The 24,217-nt window shown below is 70.7% G+C and carries 9 protein-coding genes and 3 pseudogenes; 7 read left to right on the top strand and 5 right to left on the bottom strand.

All coding sequences use genetic code 11. From position 1 onward, the window contains the following. The first annotated feature begins 289 nt into the window (after positions 1 to 289). The 6 genes and pseudogenes from AAH979_RS34680 to AAH979_RS34705 form a co-directional block, all read left to right on the top strand. Positions 290 to 1,606 (top strand): enolase C-terminal domain-like protein, encoded by a 1,317-nt coding sequence (locus AAH979_RS34680; protein ID WP_346262356.1) that lies wholly within the window; start codon positions 290 to 292, stop codon positions 1,604 to 1,606. Positions 1,607 to 1,739: 133 nt separating this feature from the next. Then, positions 1,740 to 2,801: a sugar ABC transporter substrate-binding protein gene (locus AAH979_RS34685; RefSeq protein WP_346262357.1), complete on the top strand. Its 1,062-nt coding sequence runs from the start codon at positions 1,740 to 1,742 to the stop codon at positions 2,799 to 2,801. A 25-nt stretch (positions 2,802 to 2,826) separates the two neighbouring features. Then, positions 2,827 to 4,413 (top strand): sugar ABC transporter ATP-binding protein, encoded by a 1,587-nt coding sequence (locus AAH979_RS34690; RefSeq protein ID WP_346262358.1) that lies wholly within the window; start codon positions 2,827 to 2,829, stop codon positions 4,411 to 4,413. Positions 4,414 to 4,519: 106 nt separating this feature from the next. Beyond that, on the top strand, positions 4,520 to 5,434 hold the full coding sequence (locus AAH979_RS34695) for an ABC transporter permease (protein WP_346262359.1): 915 nt from the start codon (positions 4,520 to 4,522) through the stop codon (positions 5,432 to 5,434). 167 nt (positions 5,435 to 5,601) lie between these two features. Further along, entirely contained in the window at positions 5,602 to 6,213 is a 612-nt protein-coding gene (locus AAH979_RS34700; RefSeq protein ID WP_346262360.1) for a DUF4240 domain-containing protein, read from the top strand. A 131-nt stretch (positions 6,214 to 6,344) separates the two neighbouring features. Continuing rightward, positions 6,345 to 6,630: pseudogene (locus AAH979_RS34705) on the top strand (transposase family protein); the annotation flags it as partial. Between the two features lie 98 nt (positions 6,631 to 6,728). Here AAH979_RS34705 and AAH979_RS34710 read toward each other — a convergent pair. From AAH979_RS34710 to AAH979_RS34720, 3 genes and pseudogenes are all read right to left on the bottom strand, one after another. Continuing rightward, positions 6,729 to 6,947 (bottom strand): annotated as a pseudogene (locus AAH979_RS34710) (helix-turn-helix transcriptional regulator); the annotation flags it as partial. A gap of 771 nt (positions 6,948 to 7,718) precedes the next feature. After that, positions 7,719 to 8,219 (bottom strand): annotated as a pseudogene (locus AAH979_RS34715) (ATP-binding protein); the annotation flags it as partial. A 266-nt stretch (positions 8,220 to 8,485) separates the two neighbouring features. Beyond that, entirely contained in the window at positions 8,486 to 9,568 is a 1,083-nt protein-coding gene (locus AAH979_RS34720) for a ketoacyl-ACP synthase III (RefSeq protein WP_346262361.1), read from the bottom strand. A 522-nt stretch (positions 9,569 to 10,090) separates the two neighbouring features. Here AAH979_RS34720 and ccrA point away from each other — a divergent pair. Continuing rightward, a complete protein-coding gene (gene ccrA, locus AAH979_RS34725) occupies positions 10,091 to 11,422 on the top strand; it encodes a crotonyl-CoA carboxylase/reductase (RefSeq protein WP_346262362.1) in 1,332 nt (443 codons plus the stop codon). 121 nt (positions 11,423 to 11,543) lie between these two features. Here ccrA and fabG read toward each other — a convergent pair whose 3' ends face one another. Both fabG and AAH979_RS34735 read right to left on the bottom strand, forming a co-directional pair. Then, positions 11,544 to 12,284, bottom strand: a complete 741-nt coding sequence (gene fabG, locus AAH979_RS34730; protein ID WP_346262363.1) for a 3-oxoacyl-ACP reductase FabG — start codon at positions 12,282 to 12,284, stop codon at positions 11,544 to 11,546. A gap of 57 nt (positions 12,285 to 12,341) precedes the next feature. Next, the gene (locus AAH979_RS34735; RefSeq protein WP_346262364.1) at positions 12,342 to 24,212 is read right to left on the bottom strand and encodes an SDR family NAD(P)-dependent oxidoreductase; all 11,871 of its coding nucleotides are present in this window, start codon (positions 24,210 to 24,212) and stop codon (positions 12,342 to 12,344) included. Positions 24,213 to 24,217: the final 5 nt, after the last annotated feature.

Here is a 24,217-nt window from a genome sequence, read left to right on the forward strand (position 1 = left end):
GGTGGTCTCCCGCACGGGAAGGGAGCGGGTTGAGATCGCCTGCGAGTCTAACCCTAGCAGGTGATCCCATGTCTGGAGCATGAAGCTTCGCTGATCTACAGGTGCGCTCTGTCATCACCCGTCGAAACCGGCCCCAGAGCGTATGTTTCCGGCTCGTGTCTAGACGGAGGCTACGAGTGAGGCTATAAAGACATCCCATGGCAGACGGTTCAGCCGGCGATGGAAGATCGCCGCGACGGACGGCGACACCGCGGCCGACCGGACCAGCGAGCGGACGAGGCAGATGGTCATGACCGAGGTGATCACGGCGGTCGACGCGGTCGACATCCGGTTTCCCACCTCCCGCGAGCTCGACGGCTCCGACGCGATGAACCCGGAACCTGACTACTCGGCGGCCTACGTGACGGTCCGCACGAGTACCGGGCAGGAAGGATTCGGGCTGGCTTTCACCGTGGGACGCGGCAACGACGTACAGGTGGCCGCGGTTCACGCGTTGGCCCCCCTTGTCGTCGGCCTGCCGATCGCGGACATCCTCGCCGACATGCGCGGGTTCTCGGAGACGATGACGGGCGACAGCCAGCTACGGTGGCTGGGCCCGAACAAGGGCGCCATCCACATGGCCGCCGGAGCGATCGTCAACGCGACCTGGGATCTGTACGCGCGCCGGGAGCGCAAGCCGCTGTGGCGGCTGCTGGCCGAGATGTCGCCGACGCAGCTCGTCAGCCTCATCGACTTCCGGTACCTACGGGACGCTCTCACTCCCGAAGAGGCGCTGGACATCCTCCAACGCGCCCAGCCGGGACGAGCGCAACGCCAGCGGCAACTGCTGGACAGCGGATACCCGGCGTACACCACCACACCGGGTTGGCTCGGCTATACCGACGACAAACTGGTCCGACTGTCGAAGGAGGCCGTCAACGACGGCTTCGACCTGATCAAGCTGAAGGTCGGCGCCGACAACGAAGCCGACGTACGACGGCTGGCCCTGGCCCGCGAGGCGGTGGGCTCCGAGGTCCGGATCGCCGTCGACGCCAATCAGGCGTGGGGGGTCGACCAGGCGGTCGCCTGGCTGGAGTCCCTCGCGCCGTACGACCCCTACTGGATCGAGGAACCGACCTCGCCGGACGACATACTCGGCCACGCCGCGATCCGCAGAGCGGTCGCACCGATCAAGGTCGCCACCGGCGAGCACTGTCACAACCAGGTCATGTTCAAACAGCTACTGCAAGCGGAGGCGATCGATGTCCTGCAGCTCGACGCCACCCGCGTCGCCGGGGTGAACGAGAACGTCGCGATCCTACTGCTCGCCGCCAAGTTCGGCGTGCCGGTCTGCCCGCACGCCGGCGGCGTCGGCCTGTGCGAGATGGTGCAGCACCTGGCAATGTTCGACTATGTCGCCGTCAGCGGCAGCACCGACGGCCGCGTGATCGAGTATGTCGACCACCTGCATCAGCACTTCGTCGACCCCGTCGTCATCCGGAACGGAAACTACGTGGCGCCACGGGCCCCCGGTATCGGCGCGCGCATGCGTCCCGAGTCGATCGCCGCATACCGCTTCTCGACCGGTCCGAAGTCCACACACGCACGCTGGTGGGTCGGCCGGTGACACGCTCTCGGGTCGGCCGGTGAACAGAAGCATCGGCGCGACAGGCAGCTGAGCTGTCGGCTGGCTGCTCCGCGAGCTGACGGCCGGCACCTTCGAAACCGTACGTTCGGGCATCTTCCAAACAGGAGCTGTGATGAACCGTAGCTCAATCGCCGCGACCGCGGCCGTCGTCATGTCCGTCGTGGCACTCGGCGGATGCGCTGGCGGCGAGAACTCCACCGGTGCCGACGGCAGCGCCGCGGTGGTCGGTGTCGACTACCCGCGGTCGGACACCGACTTCTGGAACTCCTACATCAAGTACACCCCGCAGTTCGCCACCGAGCTGGGGTTGGACCTGAAGACGACCAACTCGCAGAACGATGTCGCGAAGCTGACCTCCAACGTGCAGTCGTTCATCAGCCAGGGCGTCCAGGGCATCGCCATGGCACCGCAGGACACCGCCGCGATCGCCCCGGCGCTGCAGACTCTGGCCAGCAAGAAGATCCCGGCGGTGACCATCGACACCCGCCCCGACCAGGGTGAGGTGTTCATGGTCGTACGCGCGGACAACCGCGCCTACGGCGAGAAGGCGTGCCAGTTCCTCGGCACCAAGCTCAAGGGCGCCGGCAAGGTCGTCATGCTCCAGGGCGACCTTGCCTCCATCAACGGGCGTGACCGCACCGAGGCGTTCAGCGAGTGCATGAAGAAGAACTACCCGGGGATCACGGTCTTCGGCGAGGCGACGAACTGGGACGGCGCGATCGCCTCGCAGAAGCTGCAGATCCGGCTCACCGAGCACCCCGACATCAAGGGCGTCTACATGCAGTCCAGCTTCGCGCTGGCCGGGACGCTTCAGCTACTGAAGCAGCGCGACCTGCTCACCGCGCCGGACGACCCGAAGCACGTCTTCGTCGTCTCCAATGACGGCATTCCGAAGGAGCTGCAGGACATCGCCGCCGGCAACATCGACGCCACCGTCTCACAGCCGGCCGACCTCTACGCCAAGTACGCGCTCTACTACCTCAAGGCGGCCATCGAAGGAAAGACGTTCCAGCCGGGCCCGACCGACCACGAGAGCACCATCATCCAGGTACGCGACGGAGTGCTCGAAGACCAGCTTTCCGCACCGCTGGTGACCCTCGACGGCGGAACCTACGGCGGCGTACCGAGCCTCAAGCCTGACGACAAGTCCCTCTGGGGCAACAACATCGGCTGACCGGCCCCGGAGGAGAAACCGGCACATGAGCGGCAACGAGAAGTCATCGACGCACTCGTCATCCGCCCAGAACGGCCACGGGCGGACCCGGTCGGGCCCGCCCGTGGCGGAGGCGACCGACATCACCAAACGGTACGGGCCGACGGTGGCACTCGACCAGGCGCGGATCACCGTACGTAGCGGCGAGACGCACGCACTGGTCGGCCGGAACGGGGCCGGCAAGTCCACCCTCGTCTCGATCCTGACCGGCTTGCAGCCCGCCGACTCCGGAGAGATCCGGTTCTCCGGGCAGGCGGCACCACGCCTGTCCGACCGGGACGGCTGGCGGCAGCGGGTCGCCTGTGTCTACCAGAAGTCGACCATCATCCCCCAGCTGACCGTGGCCGAAAACCTCCTGCTCAACCGGTACGACAGGGGTCGCAGCGGGCTGATCAGCTGGCGTTCGCTGCGCCGCCGGGCGCGGGACCTGCTCGCCGTCTGGTCCGTCGACGTGGACGTCGATGCCAGGGCCAAGGATCTCAGCGTCGAGCAGCGGCAGTTCGTCGAGATCGCCCGGGCCCTGTCGTTCGGTGCCCGGTTCATCATCCTCGACGAGCCGACCGCCCAACTGGACGCCGGCGCGATCGCCCGGCTGTTCGACCACATCCGCGACCTGCAGACCCAGGGCGTCACCTTCCTGTTCATCAGCCACCACCTACAGGAGATCTACGAGATCTGCGACATGGTGACCGTGTTCCGCGACGCCCGCCACATCGTCACCGCCCCGGTCGCCGAGCTGCCGCGCGACGAACTCGTCGCCGCGATGACCGGCGAAGCCACCACACTCGAGGCCCCGCGCTCCCGGCAGGCGCCAGCCGGGCACGCCGACGTGGTCCTCGACGTGGCCGCCCTGTCCCTCGACGGCGTGTTCGAGGACGTGTCGTTCCAGGTCCGGTCCGGCGAGATCGTCGGCCTCGCCGGCTCCGGCGGCAGCGGACGGACCGAGGTGGCCGAAACCATTGTCGGACTCCGCGCGCCGCAGGCCGGGACCGTCACGGTCGGCGGTCGGCACCCGCGCCCCGGCCACGTCGGTGCCGCCCTGGCCAGCGGCGTGGGATTCGTCCCCCAGGACCGCCACCACCAGGGCCTGGTCGCCGGCATGTCGATTGCGGACAACGCCACCATGACCATCCCGGAGCGACTCGGCTCAGCCGGCTTCCTCAGCACCCGCCGGCGGGACGCCGTCGCCACCACCCTGATCGACGACCTGGCCATCAAGACGCCCGGACCCGACCTGCCCGTCTCCGGACTCTCCGGCGGCAACCAGCAGAAGGTCGTCATGGCACGTGCACTCGCCAATGACCCCCGAGTGCTCGTCCTCATCACCCCCACGGCGGGCGTGGACGTACGGTCCAAAGAGTTTCTCCTCGACAAGGTCGACGAGGTCGCCGGCACCGGCACCGGGGTCGTCGTCGCCTCCGACGAACTCGACGACCTGCGCATCTGCGATCGCATCCTGGTGATGGTCCAGGGCCGCATCGTCGCCGACATGCCCAGCGGCTGGCGTGACCACGACCTCGTTGCCGCAATGGAAGGACTGACCGTCGATGCCTCAGACCCTGACCTCGGCTGACACCGCCGCCGACGGCACCGCCGGCACGGCCGGCCCGGTCCCTCGCCGTCCGCTCGGCAAGCTGGCCGTCGCCCGGCTGCGGGACCTCGCGCTGGTACCGGCGATCGTGCTCATCGCCATCGTCGGGCAGATCGTCAACCCTGTCTTCCTCAAGCCCGACAATCTGATCAACATTGTCCAGACCATGTCGGAGATCGCGCTGCTCGTCCTGGCCCAGACCATCGTCCTGGTCGCCGGCAAGATGGATCTGTCGCTGGAATCCACCTTCGGCCTCGCCCCGGGAGTGGCCGCATGGATGACCGTCGCCGTCGGCACCGGCCATGGCATCGGGCTCGTACCCGGCGCCTGGAGCATCCCGATCACCCTGGCGGTCGGCGCGCTCATCGGCGTCGCCAATGCCGCGCTGATCGTCCGGTTCGGCCTGCACGGCTTCATCGTCACTCTCGGGATGCTCATCGTGCTGCGCGGCCTGCTCACCGGTATCTCCGGCGGCCAGACGTTCTTCAACCTCCCCGCGTCGATGATGTACCTCGGCACCGCCATGTGGTTCGGCGTTCCCGCATCCATCTGGCTCTGTGTCGCCCTGTTCGCGGCCGGGATCATCCTGCTCGGCTACACCGGTTTCGGACGATCCCTCTACGCCATCGGCGGCAACGTCGACGCGGCCAAGGCGGCTGGCATCCGCACCGACCGCGTCCTCTGGATCGCCCTCGTCGGTGCCAGCGTCCTTGCGGCCCTGGGCGGCCTCATGCTCTCCGGCCGCCTCGCCTCCGTCGCCGCGTCCCAGGGCAACGGTGCGATCTTCACCGTCTTCGCCGCGGCGGTCATCGGGGGCGTCAGCCTGAATGGCGGCAAGGGCACGATGTTCGGCGCGTTCACCGGCATCCTGCTGCTTTTCATGATCCAGAACGTGCTGACGCTCGCCGGTGTCCCGGCACAGTGGATCGGCGCGCTCAACGGCGCGATCATCCTCATCGCGCTCGTCGTTTCCCGAATCACCGGAGGCAAGGCGCAGGAGTGAACCTTTTTCAACCTGGACCGCGCGGCGCTCACGCGCCGCGTCCGAACTTGCGGTCTGCCGGACGCAAGGGGGATCGGGAAAGGTTCAGTGAGCCTTTTCAACCTCAGAGACGAAGGTTCTGAGGTCGGTGAGGACCGGGTGAGGGCTGCTCGTGTCAGACTTCGCGGGTGCAGGTGAACGAGTTCTGGTCGCTGGTCGAGAGGGCCCGCGAGGACGTGCTCGGCGACGGCGGGGATTGGCCGTCAGGCTCGGTGATTGGTAGAGCGCTGGCGGCGAGGCTGGCGCAGTTGCCGGCGGAGCGCATCGTGGAGTTCTACCACTGCTACGAGCGGGTAGCCGCACGTGCGCATCAGTGGGGCTTGTGCGCGGCGGCGTTCGTGATCTGGGGGTACATCTCCGATGACACGTTCAGTGACTTCAAGGCCGGACTGGTCGGCTTGGGGCGCAAGGCGTTCGAGCAGGCGGTAGCCGATGCGGATGCATTGGCGGAGCACCCGATGGTGCAAGCAATCGCCGCTGGCCACGCCGACCGATTCGCGCTAGCGGCCGGAGAGATCCAGTTCGCGGCGTCGAGTGCGTTCGAGCAGCACAGCGATGATGCCGACGGGTTTTGGGAGGCGTTGGAAGCCCAGCCCGACGAGCCTGGTGACGGGGAAGAACCCTCGGCTGAGGATCAGTGGTCGGGGTGGTTCGGCAGCGCCGACGATGCTGCCCAGATTCCCCTGCGGCTGCCCCGCCTACTCGCCCTGTTCCCCGAGCGCGGACGCGGCGAGCGCTGACCCATGAGGGTCTTCCATCGCGATTATGCTGGTCACGATTGGTACAGCAGGCCCGGAGATCGATAAGGGCGAGGCTCCAGGTGAGACAGCAGTCGACCAAGATCCGATGCCCCAACACGGGAGCCTCGCCTGTGCTGTCTTACCCCGCCACGATCCCGCTGTCCAGTCGAACCCTGAACCCACCTCGCAGACCGTATTCGCACCCGCCGCCGGCGGCATCGCTCGCGGTGGCGGCGCCTCGACCCCGGCCGGCAAGCCCTGCTCACCCTTGCTCACCTGCGCAACGGCGACACCTACGCCCGCCTCGCCGCCGGGTTCGGCATCGGCGTCACCACTGCCTGGCGCTACGTCCGCGAAGCCGTCGACCTGCTCGCCGCAGCCGCCGACGACCTGGCCACCGCCATGGACCGTATCCGCGGCCGGGCATCACGCGTGGGGTAAGCCGCCGTGTCGATCGCGCCTCCTGGCCACCGCGGACATCAGGACCAGCGGCGGCGTCTGCCCGACAACGGCGGTCAGGTAGTTCCGGCCTTGCCCACGCTCGCGTTGAAACCGGGCAGTTTGATCCCGAGCGCGGCCGGCAGTTTGTTACGGCTGGTCACGCGGAGCTTCCGGTAGACCTTGGTCAGGTGCTGCTCGACGGTGCTGACGGTGATGTAGAGGCGACCGGCGATCTCACGGTTGCTGTATCCCTGCACGGCCAACGTCGCCACCCGCAGTTCCGCCTCGCTGAGCTCGTCGGTCCCGTCGGTGTCGGCGGCTGTCACCCGGTACGGCACCACGGTCGCGCCGTTCGGCCCGACTGGGCCGTCCGACGGGAGGGTCGTGGAGGCCACCACCGCCACCCGCTCGCGCACGGCCGTCCGCTTGGGCGCGACCGGCACCAGGTGCGACGATCCCGGTCTACGCACCCGACGGTTGTTGAAGGTGGCCTGGACAGGCGGCACGGGGACCGAGTAGCCGAGTCGCGCGACCTGGTGGTACAGGGCCTTCCGTTCCTCGCCGGTGAGGGACGCCGCCAGGCCCGCCCGCACCTGCGGATGCCGGAAGGTGCCGTGGTCGAGCAGCCCAGCGCGGTCCAGCAGGAGCACCGCGCGCGTCGCGAGCCCGTCGGCCACGCCGAGCAGTCGGCCCAGCAGCTCGGACGGGAGCCGGGTGCCGAATACGGCCAGTGCCCGGGCCGCCGAGACAACGGTCGGCTCGAGTCCGTGGAAAATGCTCAGGACCGCCTCGCCGAACGCGTCGCCGACAATCGGGGAGCCCGACGACCCGGCGTCCTCGATCGCCGCCCGCAGCAGCAGCGGGCTGCCACCGGTGAGCGCGTGGTATTCGTCGGCGAGTTGGCCGAAGCGCGGATTGCCGTGCTGATTCAGGACCCGGGCGACTCCGTTGCGGGTGAACGGCTCCACGTGCATCCGTCGGCAGTACGGGTGGTGCAGCAACTCCGCGCGATCCGCGCAGTCACTGGGAGCCATCCTGAGGCTCTCCGTCATAACCACCATCACCCGCGCCCCGCGCAGGCGTCGTACGAGCATCGACAGCCAGCGCCGCGACGGCGCATCGGCGTGTTCGAGGTCGTCGATGGTGATCACCAGTGGCGTCCGCTCGGCAAGTTCCAGCAGGGTCTGGCCGAGCCCCCGCAGCACCCAACCCTTCTCCCGGGCGGCCTCCGGGGACTGGTCGTGCCACCGGAGCAACGACGCGTCGTTGAGCTGGGTCGCCAGAGGCTCCACGGTTCCGCGTCGCGGGTACGTACCGCGGGCCAACTGGTCGACCACTCCCAACGACAGCGGCTGCTCGGCACGTGCGGCGACGGCCGTAAGAACCAGTGCACCCGAATTCGCGGCCTGATCGGCGAACGCGTGCAGCAGTTCGGTCTTGCCTCCTGCCACCGATCCGCTGATCAGCGTCGCGCTGCCCATACCCTCCACAGCTGCGGCCAGGCGTAGGTTCAGCATCCGCATCTGCTGCGTACGCTCGACCAGCTCCGCTGCACCAACGGTCATGAAGGCTCACCTCCCCCGTGGCGGCCATACGGCCGTCGGCCCTGTCCCCCCGGCGAGACAGGGCGGAACCAGAAAATCCCAGATCTCCACCGTTCACAAGGCGCGGCGGCTGTTCCGAACGATCTCGAACACGCCGTTCCGATCGAGACAAGGCCACCGGCCCGCGCGGGTGAGGAGGATTCCTGGTCATGGCATCGACGAGTACCCCGCCGGACGGCGCGGTCCTTCCTCGGTCGAGGACGCGTTCCGGCTCGCCGGCGCGGTCGTCACCACCACCGCAGTAGGGCGAGTCCCGCTGCCATGCCTCCGCCGAACCCGGCGAGAAGGACAACGTCGTCAGAGCGAATGGCTCCGGACCGCGCCGCCATGTCCAATGTGATGGGGACCGACGCGGCACCGGTATTGCCGTACTCGCCGACCGTCGTGTGCATCCGCGCTGCCGGCAGGTTCAGTTGGCGTTCGAGGTCGGCCAACATGTGTACGTTGGCCTGGTGCGGCACGAGATGCGACACCTCGGCGCCGGCAACTCCGGAGTCCAGCAGGAAGGCGTTCACGGCGGGCGGCACCTGCGCGACGACGAATTCGCGTACCGCGCGACCGTCCATCGCGAAGTAGTGCAACCCGCCGTCGATCGTCTGTGGAGAGGTCGGGAGTCGACTGCCCCCGGCGGGTACCCGGATGAGGTCGGCGGTCGAGCCGAAGGTGAGCAGCCGAGTGGCCAGCACGCCGCCGGCCGGTACGGGCCCGAGCACCACGGCACCCGCGCCGTCGCCGAAGAGGATCGCGGTCCGTCGGTCCGTCGGGTCGAGGATCCGGGAGTAGATGTCGGCGCCGACCACGAGTGCGTAGCCCCCGGAGGCCAGTAGCGACCGCTGCGCGACGGCAAGGGCGAAGACAAACCCGCTGCACACCGCGTTCAGATCGAAGGCGGCCGCGGCGGGAGTGGTGCCCAACCGGCCAGCGACCGTGGACGCGGTAGGGGGCTGCGGGCTGTCCGGGGTCGACGTCGCCACCACCACCATCGAAAGCGCCGTTGCGGGGATACCGGCCTGCTCCAGAGCCGCACGCCCGGCGACCACAGCGAGGTCGGAGGTGGCTTCCCACGACTGCGCCCAACGACGGCTGCCGATTCCGGTCTTTCGCCGGATCCACGCGCCGTCCACGCCGGCGCGGGTCGCTACCTCCTCGTTGCTCACCACGTTGTCGGGGAGGCAGGAACCCGTACCGATGATCCCGATCCCCGCCCCCGGCAGCGGCTCGGCGTCCGGCCACGCCTCCAAATCCGGTCGCGACGGGTCCGGCGACTCGCGACACTGACACTCCCAGTTCGCCGCGAGCTCATCCGGCATCGACCAGGAGGCGACCGCGCAGCCACGCCGGCAATGCTTGCCGTCGTCGGCACCACCATCGCCGGTGGCCTCTTCGCGCCGTCCAGAATTCGACCGTTGTATTCGTGTCATCGGGTCCCCTTCATCACCGGCAGCGCCGGGTCCTGCCCACATTGCCGTATACGCCGTGCGATGACTTGCGATGCGATCCGGTACGGCCCCGGTGCCGCACGCCGCCACACCATAGAGCTATTGGGCAATTCCCCCCGACATCTTGCGGGAGAGCCCAGGTTCAGCACACCCGTAGATAGGAGTGGTCCTCTCTCCGAATAGGGGTTTCCGGCGCAACGCGATCAGGGGTGCCGGTAGGGGTGCCTAGGGGTTACTCAGGGGCTGACGGTCGTACCGGGCTGTCGCTAGGGTGGCCGCAGACCGATTGGCGCAGCACGGCCGGTGCGGTTGTTCATTCGGCCCGGCAGTCTGTTGCCGGCCGGAAAACATCTCGGACGATTCCTTCGCGGAGCGGTGGCACACGTGGACAACATGGCTGAAATCCTCGAAGCGATCGTCACGGGCGAACGGAAAGCGCTTGGCGCTCTTCCCGTTCCCGAGTTCTACCGAGGCGTTACCGTGCACGCCGACGAGGTCGAGATGTTCGCCGGAATGCCGACGCGCCAGAAGGATCCCCGGCGGAGCCTCCACCTCGACCACATACGGACACCCGAGGTCGGGCCGGGCGAGGCGCTGATCGCGGTCATGGCCAGCTCGATCAATTTCAACACGGTGTGGTCGGCGATTTTCGAACCACGGCCGACGTTCGCGTTCCTCAAACGGTACGGCCAGACGTCGGCCTCGGCCGGACGGCACGACCAGCCGTTCCACGTCGTCGGCTCCGACCTCTCCGGCGTCGTGCTGCGCGTCGGTCCCGGGGTCAACGCTTGGCGGCCGGGGGACGAGGTGGTCGCACACTGCCTCGATGTGGAATTGGAGCGCCCGGACGGGCACGACGACAGCATGCTCGACCCGCAGCAGCGGATCTGGGGATTCGAGACCAACTATGGCGGGTTGGCCGAGCTGGCGCTGGTCAAGGCCAACCAGCTCATGCACAAGGCGGACCACCTCACCTGGGAGGAGGCGGCCTCCCCCGGCCTGGTGAACTCGACCGCTTACCGGCAGCTCGTGTCCCGCAACGGCGCCTGCATGAAGCAGGGCGACGTCGTGCTGATCTGGGGCGCCTCGGGCGGACTCGGTTCCTTCGCGACCCAGCTGGTGCTGCGCGGTGGCGGAATCCCGGTGTGTGTGGTCTCCAGTGCTGCCAAGGCCAACGTCTGCCGGGCGATGGGCGCCGAGCTCATCATCGACCGCGCCGCCGAGGACTACCGGTTCTGGGCCGACGAGGACACCCAGAATCCGAAGGAGTGGAAGCGGTTCGGCACCCGAATCCGCGAGCTCACCGGCGGTGAGGACCCGGATATCGTCTTCGAGCACCCGGGGCGTGAGACCTTCGGTGCCAGCGTCTACGTCGCCCGTCGTGGCGGCACCATCATCACCTGCGCCTCCACCAGCGGGTACAACCACCAGTACGACAACAGGTACCTGTGGATGAGCCTCAAGCGCATCGTCGGCACCCACTTCGCCAACTACCGCGAGGCGTGGGAGGCCAACCGCCTCATCATGAAGGGTCGGATCCACCCGACGCTGTCCGTCGTGTACCCGTTGGAACGCTCGGGCCAGGCCACCTACGACCTCCACCGCAATCTGCACCAGGGCAAGGTGGGCGTCCGGTGCCTGGCCCCACAGGAGGGCCTGGGCGTGCGGAACCCCGAGATGCGGGCCCGACACCTCGACGACATCAACCGGTTCCGCCTCGACTGACGAGGACTGGTCGGCAGCGCGTACCCGGTCGCAGGTCGTGGCGTCGCTGGCGGCCAGGGACGTCCAACCCGGCCCGCGCGGCTTACCGTGCCCCCGCACCAACCGGGATCCGCTCCGCAACTCACATGTGCAGGCCACCGTTGACGGCATAGACCTGTCCGGTGATGTAGGCCGACTCCGGGTCGGCGAGGAACTCCACCACCCGTGCCACCTCGTCCGGATCACCGAGACGTCCCACCGGGATCCTGCCGACGATCCGCTGCAGGGCGGCGTCCGGTACGGCGGCTGTCATGTCGGTGGCAATGAACCCCGGGGTCACGGCGTTCACCGTGATCCCCTTGGCCGCTGTCTCCTGGGCGAGACTCATCGTGAACCCGAACATCCCTGACTTCGCCGCGGCGTAGTTCGCCTGCCCGAACCCGCCGGTCGAGCCGATGATCGAGCTGATGTTCACGATACGGCCGGACCCACGGGCCAACATGTGCGGCAGGCTGGCCCGGGAGAGGTAGAACGCGCCGGAGAGGTTCACGGTGATCACCCTGTCCCAGTCCGGCGCCTCCATCTTGCGTACGGTCCGGTCGACCGTGATCCCGGCGTTGTTGACCAGGATGTCCAACCGACCGTGCCGTTCGAGGACCTCGTCCACGACACGTACGCAGTCGTCGTTGATTCCCACGTTGCCCTGGTGGACACTCACGTCGCGGTCGGCGTACAGGTCAAGGAAGCGCCCGGCGGCGTCCTTGTCCTGCCAGTAGCCGGCCGCGACCCGCACCCCACGCTCGATCAGCCGAAGGCAGATGGCGTGGCCGATGCCACGGATCCCGCCGGTGACGAGGGCCACCTGACCATTCATGTCTCCCATTACCGCGTTTCCTTTGCTGCTCGTGACGGGAACCAACGCGCCGGCACCAAAACGTGTTCAGTACCCGAACTCCTCGCCGATCAGGTCCATCAGCTCGTCCGCGGTCGCTGCGTCGAGGTCACGCTCCACCTGCGCGTCGACCGCCTCCAGCTTCGTCAGCAGCGTCCGGAGCCGGCCGGCCAGGACGCCCCGGTCACCGTCCACGGCGGTCATTTCCGCGACGGATGTCTCCAGCGCGTGCAACGCCGTCAGCGCCGCATTTCCACCCGTGGCCGGGCCGAGCGCCAGCTGGGCGGCGAGATGTCCGGCCAAGGCCAGCGGCGTGGGCTGGTCGAAGATCAGAGTCGCCGGTAGCCGTACGCCGGTCATCACGCTGAGGCGGTTACGCAGTTCCACCGCCATGAGCGAGTCGAAGCCGAGGCTCTTGAACGCCTTGCCCGTGGGTACCGAGCCGATCGACGGCAGGCCCGCGGCGGACGCCGCCTCCGCCCGTACCAGATCGACCAGAACCTGATCGCGCTCGGCCTCGGGCATCCGACGTAGGCGGTCGAGCAGTTCCGGCCCGCCCGCGTCACCGCCGCCGCCGTCGCGCGGCGTTGGTGCCGGCGGGACCAGGCCGCGCAGCATCGCCGGTGGTACGGCGCCGGAGGCGCGGAAGGCACGGGCGTCGAACCGGAACGGCAGCACGACCCCGGCACCGACGGCGCCGGCCGCGTCGAACAGGTCCAGCCCGTCCGTCGCCCCGAGCCGCACGAATCCGGCACGGGCGATCCGCTTGATGTCGGTCTCGGCGAGCTTCGCGGTCATGCCGCCGCTGTTCTCCCAGGGGCCCCAGCCGAGCGCGAGCGCCGGTCTGCCCGCCGCCCGGCGCCGTTGGCACAGCGCGTCGACGAACGCGTTCGCCGCCGCGTAGTTGGCCTGCCCGGCGCCTCCCAGGGTCCCGGCCAGCGACGAGAACACCACGAAGGCGGCGAGGTCGAGATGGGCGGTGAGCTGGTCCAGGTGTACGGTCGCGTCGACCTTCGCCCGCAGTACCCGATCGATCTGGTCGTCGGTGAGGGAGCCGACCAACCCGTCGTCCACGACGCCGGCGGCGTGCACGACCGCGGAGAGCGGGTGGCCGGCGGGTGCCTCGGTCAGCGTCTTGCGCAACGCGGACCGGTCGGCCACGTCGCACTTCACGGTACGCACGTGGGCACCCATTTCCACCAGCGCGTCCTCCAGCTCGCGCGCTGCGGGGGCGTCCGCACCCCGGCGGCTGGCCAGGATCAGGTGCCGCACCCCGTGCTCGGCGACCAGGTGCCGGGCCACCAGGCCACCGAGCATGCCGGAGGCGCCGGTGACAAGTACCGTCCCGGTGCCCAGCCACCCGGCCGCGGCCCGTTCGGACGCGGCGGTCCGGACCAGACGGGGTACCAGGAGTTCACCGTCGCGGATCGCGACCTGTGGTTCGTCGCCGGCGCGCAGCATCGCCACCGCGCCGGGCAGGGCCCGGACGGCGCTGGGATCGTCGTCGAGGTCGATCAGACCCAGCCGGCCCGGGTTCTCCAACTGCGCCGAGCGGGCCAGACCCCACACGGCGGCGTGTGCCATGTCGCGTACGCCCTCGCCGTCACGGGCCTCGACCGCCCGCCGGGTGCAGAGCACCAGGTATGACTCGGTCAGCCGGTCGTCGTCGAGCCATTCCCGGATCACGTCGCGGGCCCGGCGCACCGCCGCCCGCGTCGCCGATGCCTCGTCGGCTCCTGCCGCGTCGCCGCTGTCGCCGCCGTCGAGGCCGCATGCCACCACAACCACGTCGGGTACCGGTTCGGCCCGGTCGAGTTCGCCGCGCAGGGTGGCGAGGTCCGGGTAGATTCCAGCCGGCGGGGCGTCCGCACCGAGGTCGACTCCACCCGTGGCGGCCCACCGGCCCGCCCCGGTCACCGGCCCCGCCGCGGCGTGCGCCCAGGAGACGCCGAACAGCGTGACCGGCCGGCCGCCGAGACGCCTGACCTGGTCCCCGGAGAGCTTTCGCAGGGCCAGTTCCGCCACGGCCACGATCGGGCGACCGGCCGGGTCGGAGATCGACACCGAGACCGTGTCCGGCCCGACCTCGGTCAGCCGGATCCGCACCGACCTGGCCCCCCGGCGGTGGACGGAGACACCACGCCACACGAACGGCAACCGGGGGTCGCCCGCGCCGTCGTCGGTGACCGGTCGGAAGGCCAGGGTGTGCAGCGCGGCGTCGAGAAGGGCCGGGTGCAGGACGAATCCGTCGACCCCGCCGGCCGCCTCGGGCGGCAGGCTCGCTTCGCCGAACACCTCCGTGCCCCGACGCCACGCCGCCGTCAGGCCACGGAACGCCGTACCATAGCCGAACCCGGCCTCGGAGAACCGGTCGTAGCAGTCGGTCAGGTCGATCGGTTCCGCACCGGCCGGCGGCCACACCTCGACCACGGGCGGCGGTGGCGGGTCGTTCTCCGCCGCCACCACGCCCTCCGCGTACGACGTCCAGGTGTCGTCGGACCCGCTCCGCGCGTACACCGCCAGCGGGCGGCGACCGGACCCGTCCGGGCCTCCGACCAACACCTGCACCGGAACCCCGCCCCGCTCGGGCAGGACGAGCGGGCTCCGCACGACCAGCTCCTCCAGCACGCCGCAGCCCATCCGCTCACCGGCCGAGAGCGCGAGTTCGAGAAAGCCGGTGCCCGGGAACAGAACCGTGCCCAGTACGACGTGTCCGGAGAGCCAGCGCTGTACGGTCGTCGCCAGGCGGCCGGTGAACATTGCCTCGTCGCGACCGGCCGATTCGACCCACGCGCCCAGCAACGGGTGGCCGGTGTCCCGCAGTCCCACCGTGGCGGGATCGCCCCGGTCGGTCGCCACCGTGTCGGGCCAGTAATCGCGCCGCTGGAACGCGTACGACGGCAGGTCGACCCGGACCGCGCCGCTGCCGGCGAACACGGCCCGCCAGTCCACCGCAACGCCCCACAGGTGTACCGAGGTCACGGCGGTCAGCAGTGACTCCGCCTCCGGGCGCCCCCGGCGCAGCGCCGGTACGCAGACTGCCCGCGTACCGCCCGCGGCGAGGGTGTCCTGGGCCAGTGCGGCGAGCACCGCGTCCGGCCCCAACTCGACCAGGGTGCTGACGCCCTCGGCGGCCAGGGTGGCCACCCCGTCGGCGAAACGCACCGCCTCACGCGCGTGCCGCACCCAGTACCCGGGGGTGCGGATCTCGTCGGCGTCGGCGATGGCGCCGGTCACGTTGGACACCACCGGCATCCGTGGCCGCCCGATCGACAGCCCGGCGACGACCGTCGCGAACTCGGCGAGCATCGGCTCCATCAGCGACGAGTGGAAGGCGTGGCTGACGGTCAGCCGCCGGGTGCGGTACCCGGCGGCTGCCAGGTGTGCCTCCACCCGGGCCACCTGCTCGTCCGGTCCGGACAGTACGACCGAGGAGGGGCCGTTGACCGCCGCCACGCCCACCGCCGGCGCACCGTCCGGCACCTCGGCCAACGCGTGAACCGCGGTGGCCTCGTCGGCGTCGACCGCCAGCATCGCGCCGCCGCTGGGCAGGGCCTGCATCAACCGTCCCCGTGCGGCCACGAGCGCGCAGGCGTCAGGCAGCGAGAGCGCCCCGGCGACGTGCGCCGCCGAGATCTCGCCCACCGAGTGACCGAGCAGGTAGTCGGGGCGTACGCCCCACGACTCGACGAGCCGGTACAGGGCCACCTCCACGGCGAACAGGGCCGCCTGGGTGTAGCCGGTCCGGTTCAGCTCGTCGGCGGCCTCGGGATCTTCGGCCGCGAACACCACGTCGCGCAGCGGCCGGTCCAGGCTCTGGTCGAGGTACGCGCAGACAGCGTCGAACGCCGTGGCGAACACCGGGAACGTGTCGTACAGTTCCCGCCCCATGCCGGGCCGCTGCGCACCCTGACCGGAGAACAGCACCGCGAGCCTGCCGTCGCCGGCGGAACCGCGCAGGGTCACCGGCCCGGTCGCCTCGCCAGCCCCGGGGGTACCCGCTGGTGGCGTCGGACGAACCCCGGGCGACGCCGCCGCGGCCGGTGCGCCGGCGAGCACGGCCAGACCGGCCAACGCGTCCGCCCGGTCCCGGACCAGCACCGCCGCCCGCTCGCCGAGGGCGGCGCGGCTGGCGGCAAGCGAGTACCCGACGTCGCGCGTTTCCCAGTTCTGGTGCTCCTCCAGGTACGCCAACAGCCGCCCCGCCTGGGCCCGCATCCCGGCCTCGTCCGCCCCGCTGATCAGCCACGGCTGCACCGGCAGTACCGAGCCGTCGGCCACGGGCGGGGCCGGTACCGGCTCCGCCGGCTGCTCCAGGATCACGTGGGCGTTGGTCCCGCTGATGCCGAACGAGGACACCGCCGCCCGTCGCGGCCGGTCACGGTCCGGCCACTCCCGTGCCTCGACCAGCAGTTCGACCGCGCCGGACGTCCAGTCCACCTGGGGCGTCGGCTCGTCGACGTGCAGGGTGCGCGGCAGCAGCCCGTGCCGGATCGCCTGTACGACCTTGATGACGCCGCCGACCCCGGCCGCGGCCTGGGCATGACCGATGTTCGACTTGAGCGAGCCCAGCCACAACGGATCGTCGGCGGGCCGGTCCTGTCCGTACGTGGCGAGCACCGCCTGCGCCTCGATCGGATCGCCGAGCCGGGTACCGGTGCCGTGCGCCTCCACCAGGTCGACGTCGGCCGTGGCCAGCCCGGCGTTCGCGAGTGCCTGGCGGATCACCCGCTGCTGCGACGGCCCGCTGGGCGCGGTCAACCCGTTCGAGGCACCGTCCTGGTTGATCGCCGAGCCACGCAGTACCGCCAGTACGGGATGGTCGTTGCGTCGGGCGTCGGAGAGCCGCTCGATCAGCACCAGACCGGCCCCCTCCGACCAGCCCGTGCCGTCCGCCGCACCGGCGAACGCCTTGCACCGGCCGTCCGGCGCCAAGCCGCCTTGCTTGGCGAAGTCGTCGAACAGAAACGGGCTGGCCATGATGGCCACACCGCCGGCCAGGGCCAGGTCGCACTCCCCGTTGCGCAGCGACTGCGCCGCCGTGTGCAGCGCCACCAGCGACGAGGAGCACGCGGTGTCGATCGTGACCGCAGGACCTTCCAGGCCCAGCACGTACGACACCCGACCGGACACCACGCTGGTCGCCGCGCTGGTCACGCCGTACCCGGCGATGGTCTCCGAGCCACGCCCGAACAGCGCCGCGTAGCCCTGCGTGGAGGCGCCGACGAACACGCCGGTACGGCTGCCGCGCAGCGCGGTCGGATCGATGCCGGCCCGCTCCACGGCCTCCCAGGAGATCTCCAGCAGCAGCCGCTGCTGCGGGTCCATGGTCAGCGCCTCGCGCGGGGTGATGCCGAAGAAGGCGGCGTCGAACCCGGCCGCGTCGCGGACGAAGCCGCCCTGCTGTGGCGCCGGGTTCCCGGCTGCGCCAAGGGCACCGACCGGGATCTCCCAGCCACGGTCGGCGGGGAAGACCGAGATCTCGTCCCGCTCCTCGACCACCAGGTTCCACAGATCCTCCGGAGAGGTCACGCCACCCGGGTACCGGCAGGCCATGCCGACGATCACGAGCGGGTCACCGTCCACCGATGCCGCCGGTGTCGGCGCGGCCCTGTCCGGCTCCGCCGTACCGGGGTCGCCCACGAGTTCGGCGTACAGGAGCCGGGCCAGGTGGACAGGGCTCGGGTGGTCGAAGACCAGGCTCACCGGCAGCCGCAGGCCGGTGGCTGACGCCAGCCGGTTACGGAGCTCGACGGCGGTCAGCGAGTCGAACCCCAGGTCCTTGAAGGGCTTGGCGGTGTGGACCGAGTCGGCATCGGAGTGACCGAGCACCGCGGCCACGTGCTCGCGGATCAGTCGCAGCAGGATCCGGTTACGTTCGGTGTCGGTCAGCGCGGTCAGCCGCTGCCGCAGCGACCCGTCCCCGCCGCCGGACGCGGTGTTCGCCGCCCGCCGGACCGTCGGCCGTACCAGCGCGCGCAGCATCGGCGGCGGCACCGCCGTCTGGCCGGCGAGACCGGTCACGTCGAGCCGGATCGGGACGACCGCGGCCTCACCGGACCGGACGGCGTCGTCGAACAGCGCCAGTCCCTCGTCGCTCGCGATCGGAAGCACGCCGCCGCGCCGGTACCGCCGCATGTCGCGCTCGTCCAGGTGCTCGGACATCTCGCTGCGCTGCTCCCAGAAGCCCCAGGCCAGGGCGAGTCCGGTCTGGCCACGGGCACGTCGCCACTGGGCCAACGCGTCGAGCATCGTGTTGGCGGCGGCGTAGTTGCCCTGGCCCGGTGCGCCCATCGTGCCCGCCGCCGACGAGAACAACACGAACGCGGACAGTTCGAGATGGCTGGTCAGCTCGTGCAGGTTGAGCGCGCCGAGGACCTTCGGCCGGAACACCCGCTCGATCCGTTCCGGGGTCAGCGACTCGATCAGCCCGTCGTCGAGCGCCCCGGCGGTGTGTACGACACCGCGCAGCGGGGCGTCCGGCGGGATCGTGTCGAGCACCCGGGCGAGCGCCGTGCGGTCGGCCACGTCGCAGGCCTCGACGGCCACCCGGGCACCGGCGGCGGTCAGCTCCTCGACCAGCTCGGCGGCGCCCGGGGAGTCGAGTCCACGCCGGCTGGTGAGCACGAGGCTGGTGACCCCGTGCGCGGACACCAGATGCCGGGCGACCAACGAGCCGAGGGTGCCGGTTCCCCCGGTGACCAGGACCGTCGCCCCGGTTGGCCAGGGATCGGGCGGGAACGTCAGCACGGCTTTGCCGACCAGCCGCGCCTGGCTGAGCGCGCGGAACGCCTCGCGTGCCCGCCGGATGTCCCAGGTGGTCGCGGGTGGATGTCGCAGTACGCCCTGTCCGAAAAGTTCGACGATCGCCAGCAGCATCTCGTGGATACGGTCCGGCCCGGCCTCCGGTAGGTCGTACGCCTGGTACCGCACACCGGGGTACCGGGCGGCCACGGCGTCGGGATCACGCTTGTCGGTCTTGCCCATCTCCAGGAAGCGCCCGCCCCTGGGCAACAGCCGCAGACCCGCGTCGACGAACTCACCGGCCAGGCAGTCGAGCACGACGTCGACACCCCGGCCACCGGTGGACTCGCGGAAACGGTGCTCGAAATCGAGGGTACGGGAGTTCGCCAGGTGGTCGTCGGGCACGCCGTTGTCCCGCAGGACACCCCACTTCGGCGGGCTGGCCGTGCCGTACACGTCCGCGCCGAGGTGGCGTGCCAGCTGGACGGCCGCGGTGCCTACGCCGCCGGCCGCCGCATGGATCAGCACAGCCTCCCCGGCGTGCAAACCGGCCAGGTCGACCAGACCGTAGTACGCGGTGAGGTACGCGACCGGGACGGCGGCGGCCTGCGCGAACGACCAATCTGCCGGTATCCGGACGAGCAGCCGCTCGTCGGTGACCTCGACCGGACCGAACGTCTCGGCGCACAGGCCCATCACCCTGTCGCCCACGGTCAACCCGGTGACCTCCGGACCGGTCTCGGTGATCACCCCGGCCACCTCGCCACCGAGGCCGGTCAGCCCCGGTACCAGGTTCAGGGCCACCACGACGTCCTTGAAGTTGATCCCGGCGGCGTGGATGGCGACGCGTACCTGCCGCTTCCGCAACGGCTCGCGGGCCTGCGGGTACGGCACCAGGTCGAGGCCGTCGAGCGTGCCGGGCCGGGTACTCTCCAGGCGCCAGGTCGGCTCGTCCGTCGGGGGCAGCACCACCGCGTCCCGGTCCCAGCGGACCAGCCGTGGTACCAGCACCGTCCCGGCGCGGATGGCGGACTGTTCCTCTCCCCCGGCCAGCACCGCGCCGAGCGCCCCGGCGGTCTCGTCCCCGCCGTCGAGGTCGACCAGAACAAACCTGCCCGGATGCTCCGACTGCGCCGAACGCACCAGGCCCCACACCCCGGCGGCGGCGACATCCGGTAGGTCCTCGCCGGTCCGTACCGCCACCGCCCCCTCGGTCACCACGACGAGACGGGTATGGCCGCGCCGCTCGTCGGACAACCAGCTCTGAAGCACCGGCAGGATCGCCGGTACGGGCCCCCACGCCCGGTTGTCCGGGTCGCCGTCGTCGGGTTCGACCCGCGCGGGGACCGGGTACACGACCGCCTCGGGCATCCCGTCCGGGTCGGTGCGCCCCAGCAGCGCGTCCAACTCCGCCAGATCGGCCACCACGGTGCTGCCCGGCAGCGTGTCGGCCAGCCGTGACCCGGCCGTACCGAGGACCACGCAGCGCGGCGCGGTCCCGGTCCCGGCCGCCGGAGCCGGGCGCCAGTCCACCCGGTAGAGCAGGTCCCGCCGGGCGGCCAGCGGGCCGCTAACGCCCAGCGGGCGTACGACCAGCGCCTCGACGTCGGCGACCGGCACGCCGGTGCCGTCCATCAGGAGCAGCGTGAACGTGTCGCCGTGCCGGGTGATCCGCACCCGCAGCGCGGTGGCACCGGTGCCGTGCAACTCCACCCCGGTCCACGAGAACGGCAGCCGGACGTCGGTCTGGCCGGTACCCAGCACAAACATCGAGTGCAGCGCCGCGTCGAACAGCGCCGGGTGCAGGCGGAAACCCGCCGCCTCGGCGTGGTGCTCCTCGGGCAGCAGCACGTCGGCGTACACCTCGTTCTCGTGGCGCCACGCGGCGGCCAGACCACGGAACTGCGGTCCGTACTGGTAGCCGATCTCGTCGAGCCGGTCGTACAGGCCGCCGACATCGACCGCGACCGCCTGCGCGGGTGGCCACTGGGCGGGGACCGTGGTCGGGTCGCCCGACCGTCGTGGACCCACCGCCCCGGAGGCGTGCCGTACCCACACCAGGTCCATGCTCTCGTCGTCAGCCCGCGAGGACACACTCAGCGCCCGCAGGCCCGCCTCGTCGGGCGCCTCCACCCGCACCTGTACGACAACCGCGCCGCTTTTCGGCACGATCAGCGGCGTATGCAGAGTCAGCTCCTCGACCCGGCCGCTGCCGACCTGGTCGCCGGCGACGACCGCCAGCTCGACCAGCCCGGTGCCGGGAAACACGACCTGGCCGGAGAGGGCATGGCCGGACAGCCACGGGTGCGTACCGAGGCTGATCCGGCCGGTGAGCACCACCCCGTCACCGTCGGCCATCGGCACCAGCGCGCCGAGCAGCGAATGGTCCACCGAGGTGAGTCCGATCGCCGTCACGTCCCCGGGCGACGGCCTGGTACGGATCCAGTACCGGTCACGTTGGAACGGATAGGTGGGCAGGTCCACCTGACGGCCGCCTGCGGGCAGTACCGTCGACCAGTCCACCCCTATCCCGCCCGCGCCGGCCTGGCCCAACGCGGTGAGCATCCGGTCCGGACCGCCCTCACCCCGACGCAGGGTGCCGGACACCGACGCGTCGACGTCGCCTTCCTCGGTGGTCTCCTGCACCGCCCCGGTCAGTACCGGATGAGCGCTGACCTCGATGAACAGCCGGTGTTCGGCGGCGAGCAGAGCCCGTACCGCCGGCTCGAAGGCCACCGGCTCGCGCATGTTGCGGTACCAGTACCCGGCGTCCAGTCCCACGGTGTCCAGCCGGCTGCCGGTGACGGTGGAGTAGAACGGGATCGATCCGGTGCGCGGTGTGACCGGGGCCAGCTCGGCGAGCAACCGGGCGCGCATCGCGTCCACGTGTGCCGAGTGTCCGGCGGTGTCCACGCCCGGGATCCGCCGTGCCCGGATGCCGTCGGCCGCACACCGGGCGACGAACTCGTCGCACGCGTCCGGGTCGCCCGCGACCGAGCACATGCCCGGGCTGTTGACCGCCGCCAGCGACAGCCGTCCCGTCCAGTTCGCGAGCAGGCGCCTGACCTCGCCGGCCGGCAGCATCACGCTGGCCATCGCACCCCGTCCGGCGAGAGCGAGCCAGGCACGGCTACGCAGGGCCACCACCCGCGCCGCGTCCGCCAGGGACAGTCCGCCGGCGACGTACGCGGCCGCGATCTCGCCCTGGGAGTGGCCGACCACGGCGGCCGGGCGTACGCCGTGCGAGCCCCAGAGGGCGGCCAGCGACACCATCATGGTGAACAGGACCGGCTGGACGACGTCGACCCGCTCCAGCGGCGCCGCGGCCGGGTCACCACGCAGCACGTCCAGGACGGACCAGTCGACGAACCGCTCGATCGCGCTGGCGCACTCCTGAGCGGTCTCGGCGAAGACGGCCGACGACTCGAGTAGTTCCCGGCCCATGCCGGGCCACTGCGGACCCTGACCGGGGAAGACGAACGCCACCCGGCCGGGAACGGCCACGGCCCGGAGCACGTCCGGTGCCGGACGGTCGTCGGCGAGCGCGTCCAGGCTCGCGAGGAAGTCGTCGGAATCGCCACCCAGCAGGACCGCACGATGCTCGAACCGGGTCCGGGTGTCGGCCAGCGACTGGGCCACGTCGGCCGTGCCCAGGTCCGGTCGCTCCCGCAGGTGCGCCGACAACCGGCGGGCCTGCTCGCGCAGCGCCGGCTCGGTACGGGCGGCGAGCAGCCACGGTACCCGGACCGGCGGCTCCGGCCGTGGCGCCGGAGCGGCGGTCCCGGCCGGTTCGGGGGTGTGTTCCAGAATCACGTGTGCGTTGGTGCCGCTGATGCCGAACGACGACACGGCGGCGCGGCGGGCCCGGTCGGCGTCCGGCCACGGTCGCGCCTCGGTCAACAACTCGACCGCGCCGCTGGACCAGTCGATGAACGGCGACCTCTCGGCCGCGTGCAACGTCTTCGGCAGGACCCCGTGGCGCATCGCCATCACCATCTTGATGACACCACCGACGCCCGCGGCGGCCTGGCTGTGGCCGATGTTCGACTTGAGCGACCCCAGCCACAGCGGCTGGTCCGTCGGCCGGGCCTGCCCGTACGTGGCCAGCAGCGCCTCCGCCTCGATCGGGTCGCCGAGCCTGGTCCCGGTACCGTGCGCCTCCACCGCGTCCACTTCCGCCGGGGACAGCCCGGCAGCGGCCAGCGCCTCCCGGATCACCCGCTGCTGTGCCGGGCCGCTCGGCGCGGTGAGCCCGTTGGACGCCCCGTCCTGGTTGACCGCGCTGCCCCGCAGTACGGCCAGGATCCGATGGCCCTGGCGGACCGCGTCGGAGAGCCGCTCGACGAGCAGCACCCCGACGCCCTCGCTCCACCCGGCCCCGTCGGCCGAGGCGGCGAACGCCTTGGACCGCCCGTCCGGGGCGAGCGCGCGCTGCCGCGACAGCGCGGTCAGTACGGCCGGCGTGGACATCACCGTCGCCCCGCCGGCAAGGGCCAGGTCGCATTCGCCGCTGCGCAGTGCCTGGGCGGCCAGGTGCAGCGCCACCAGGGACGAGGAGCACGCGGTGTCCACCGTGACCGCCGGCCCCTCCAGGCCCAGCGTGTACGAAATCCGGCCGGACAGGACGCTGTTGGAGCTGCCGGTCCCGGCGTACATGTCCACGCCGTCGACCGAGTTGGCCAGCAGTACGCTGTAGTCCAGTTGGGACAGACCGACGTAGACGCCGGTACGGCTCCCGCGCAGGGACGTCACATCGAACCGGGCCCGTTCGAACGCCTCCCACGACGACTCCAACAGCAGGCGCTGCTGCGGGTCCATCGCCACCGCCTCGCGCGGTGAGATCCCGAAGAAGGCGGCGTCGAACCCGGACACGTCATCGAGGAACCCGGCCTCGCGGACGTAGCAGGTGCCGACTCGTTCGGGGTCCGGGTCGTAGAGACGATCCAGATCCCAGCCACGATCGGTCGGGAACGCCTGGATCACGTCCCGCTCGGTCAGCACGAGCCGCCACAGGTCCTCCGGCGAGCGCACCCCGCCGGGATAGCGGCAGGCCATGCCGACGATGGCAATCGGTTCGGTCTCGCGCGACTCCAGCTTCGCCAGTTGCTGGCGAGTCCGGTGCAGGTCCGCGGTAACCCACTTCAGGTAGTCCCGAAGCTCCGTCTCACTCGCCATTCGCG

The sequence above is a fragment of the Plantactinospora sp. ZYX-F-223 genome, assembly GCF_039649625.1.
Taxonomy (GTDB): domain Bacteria; phylum Actinomycetota; class Actinomycetes; order Mycobacteriales; family Micromonosporaceae; genus Plantactinospora.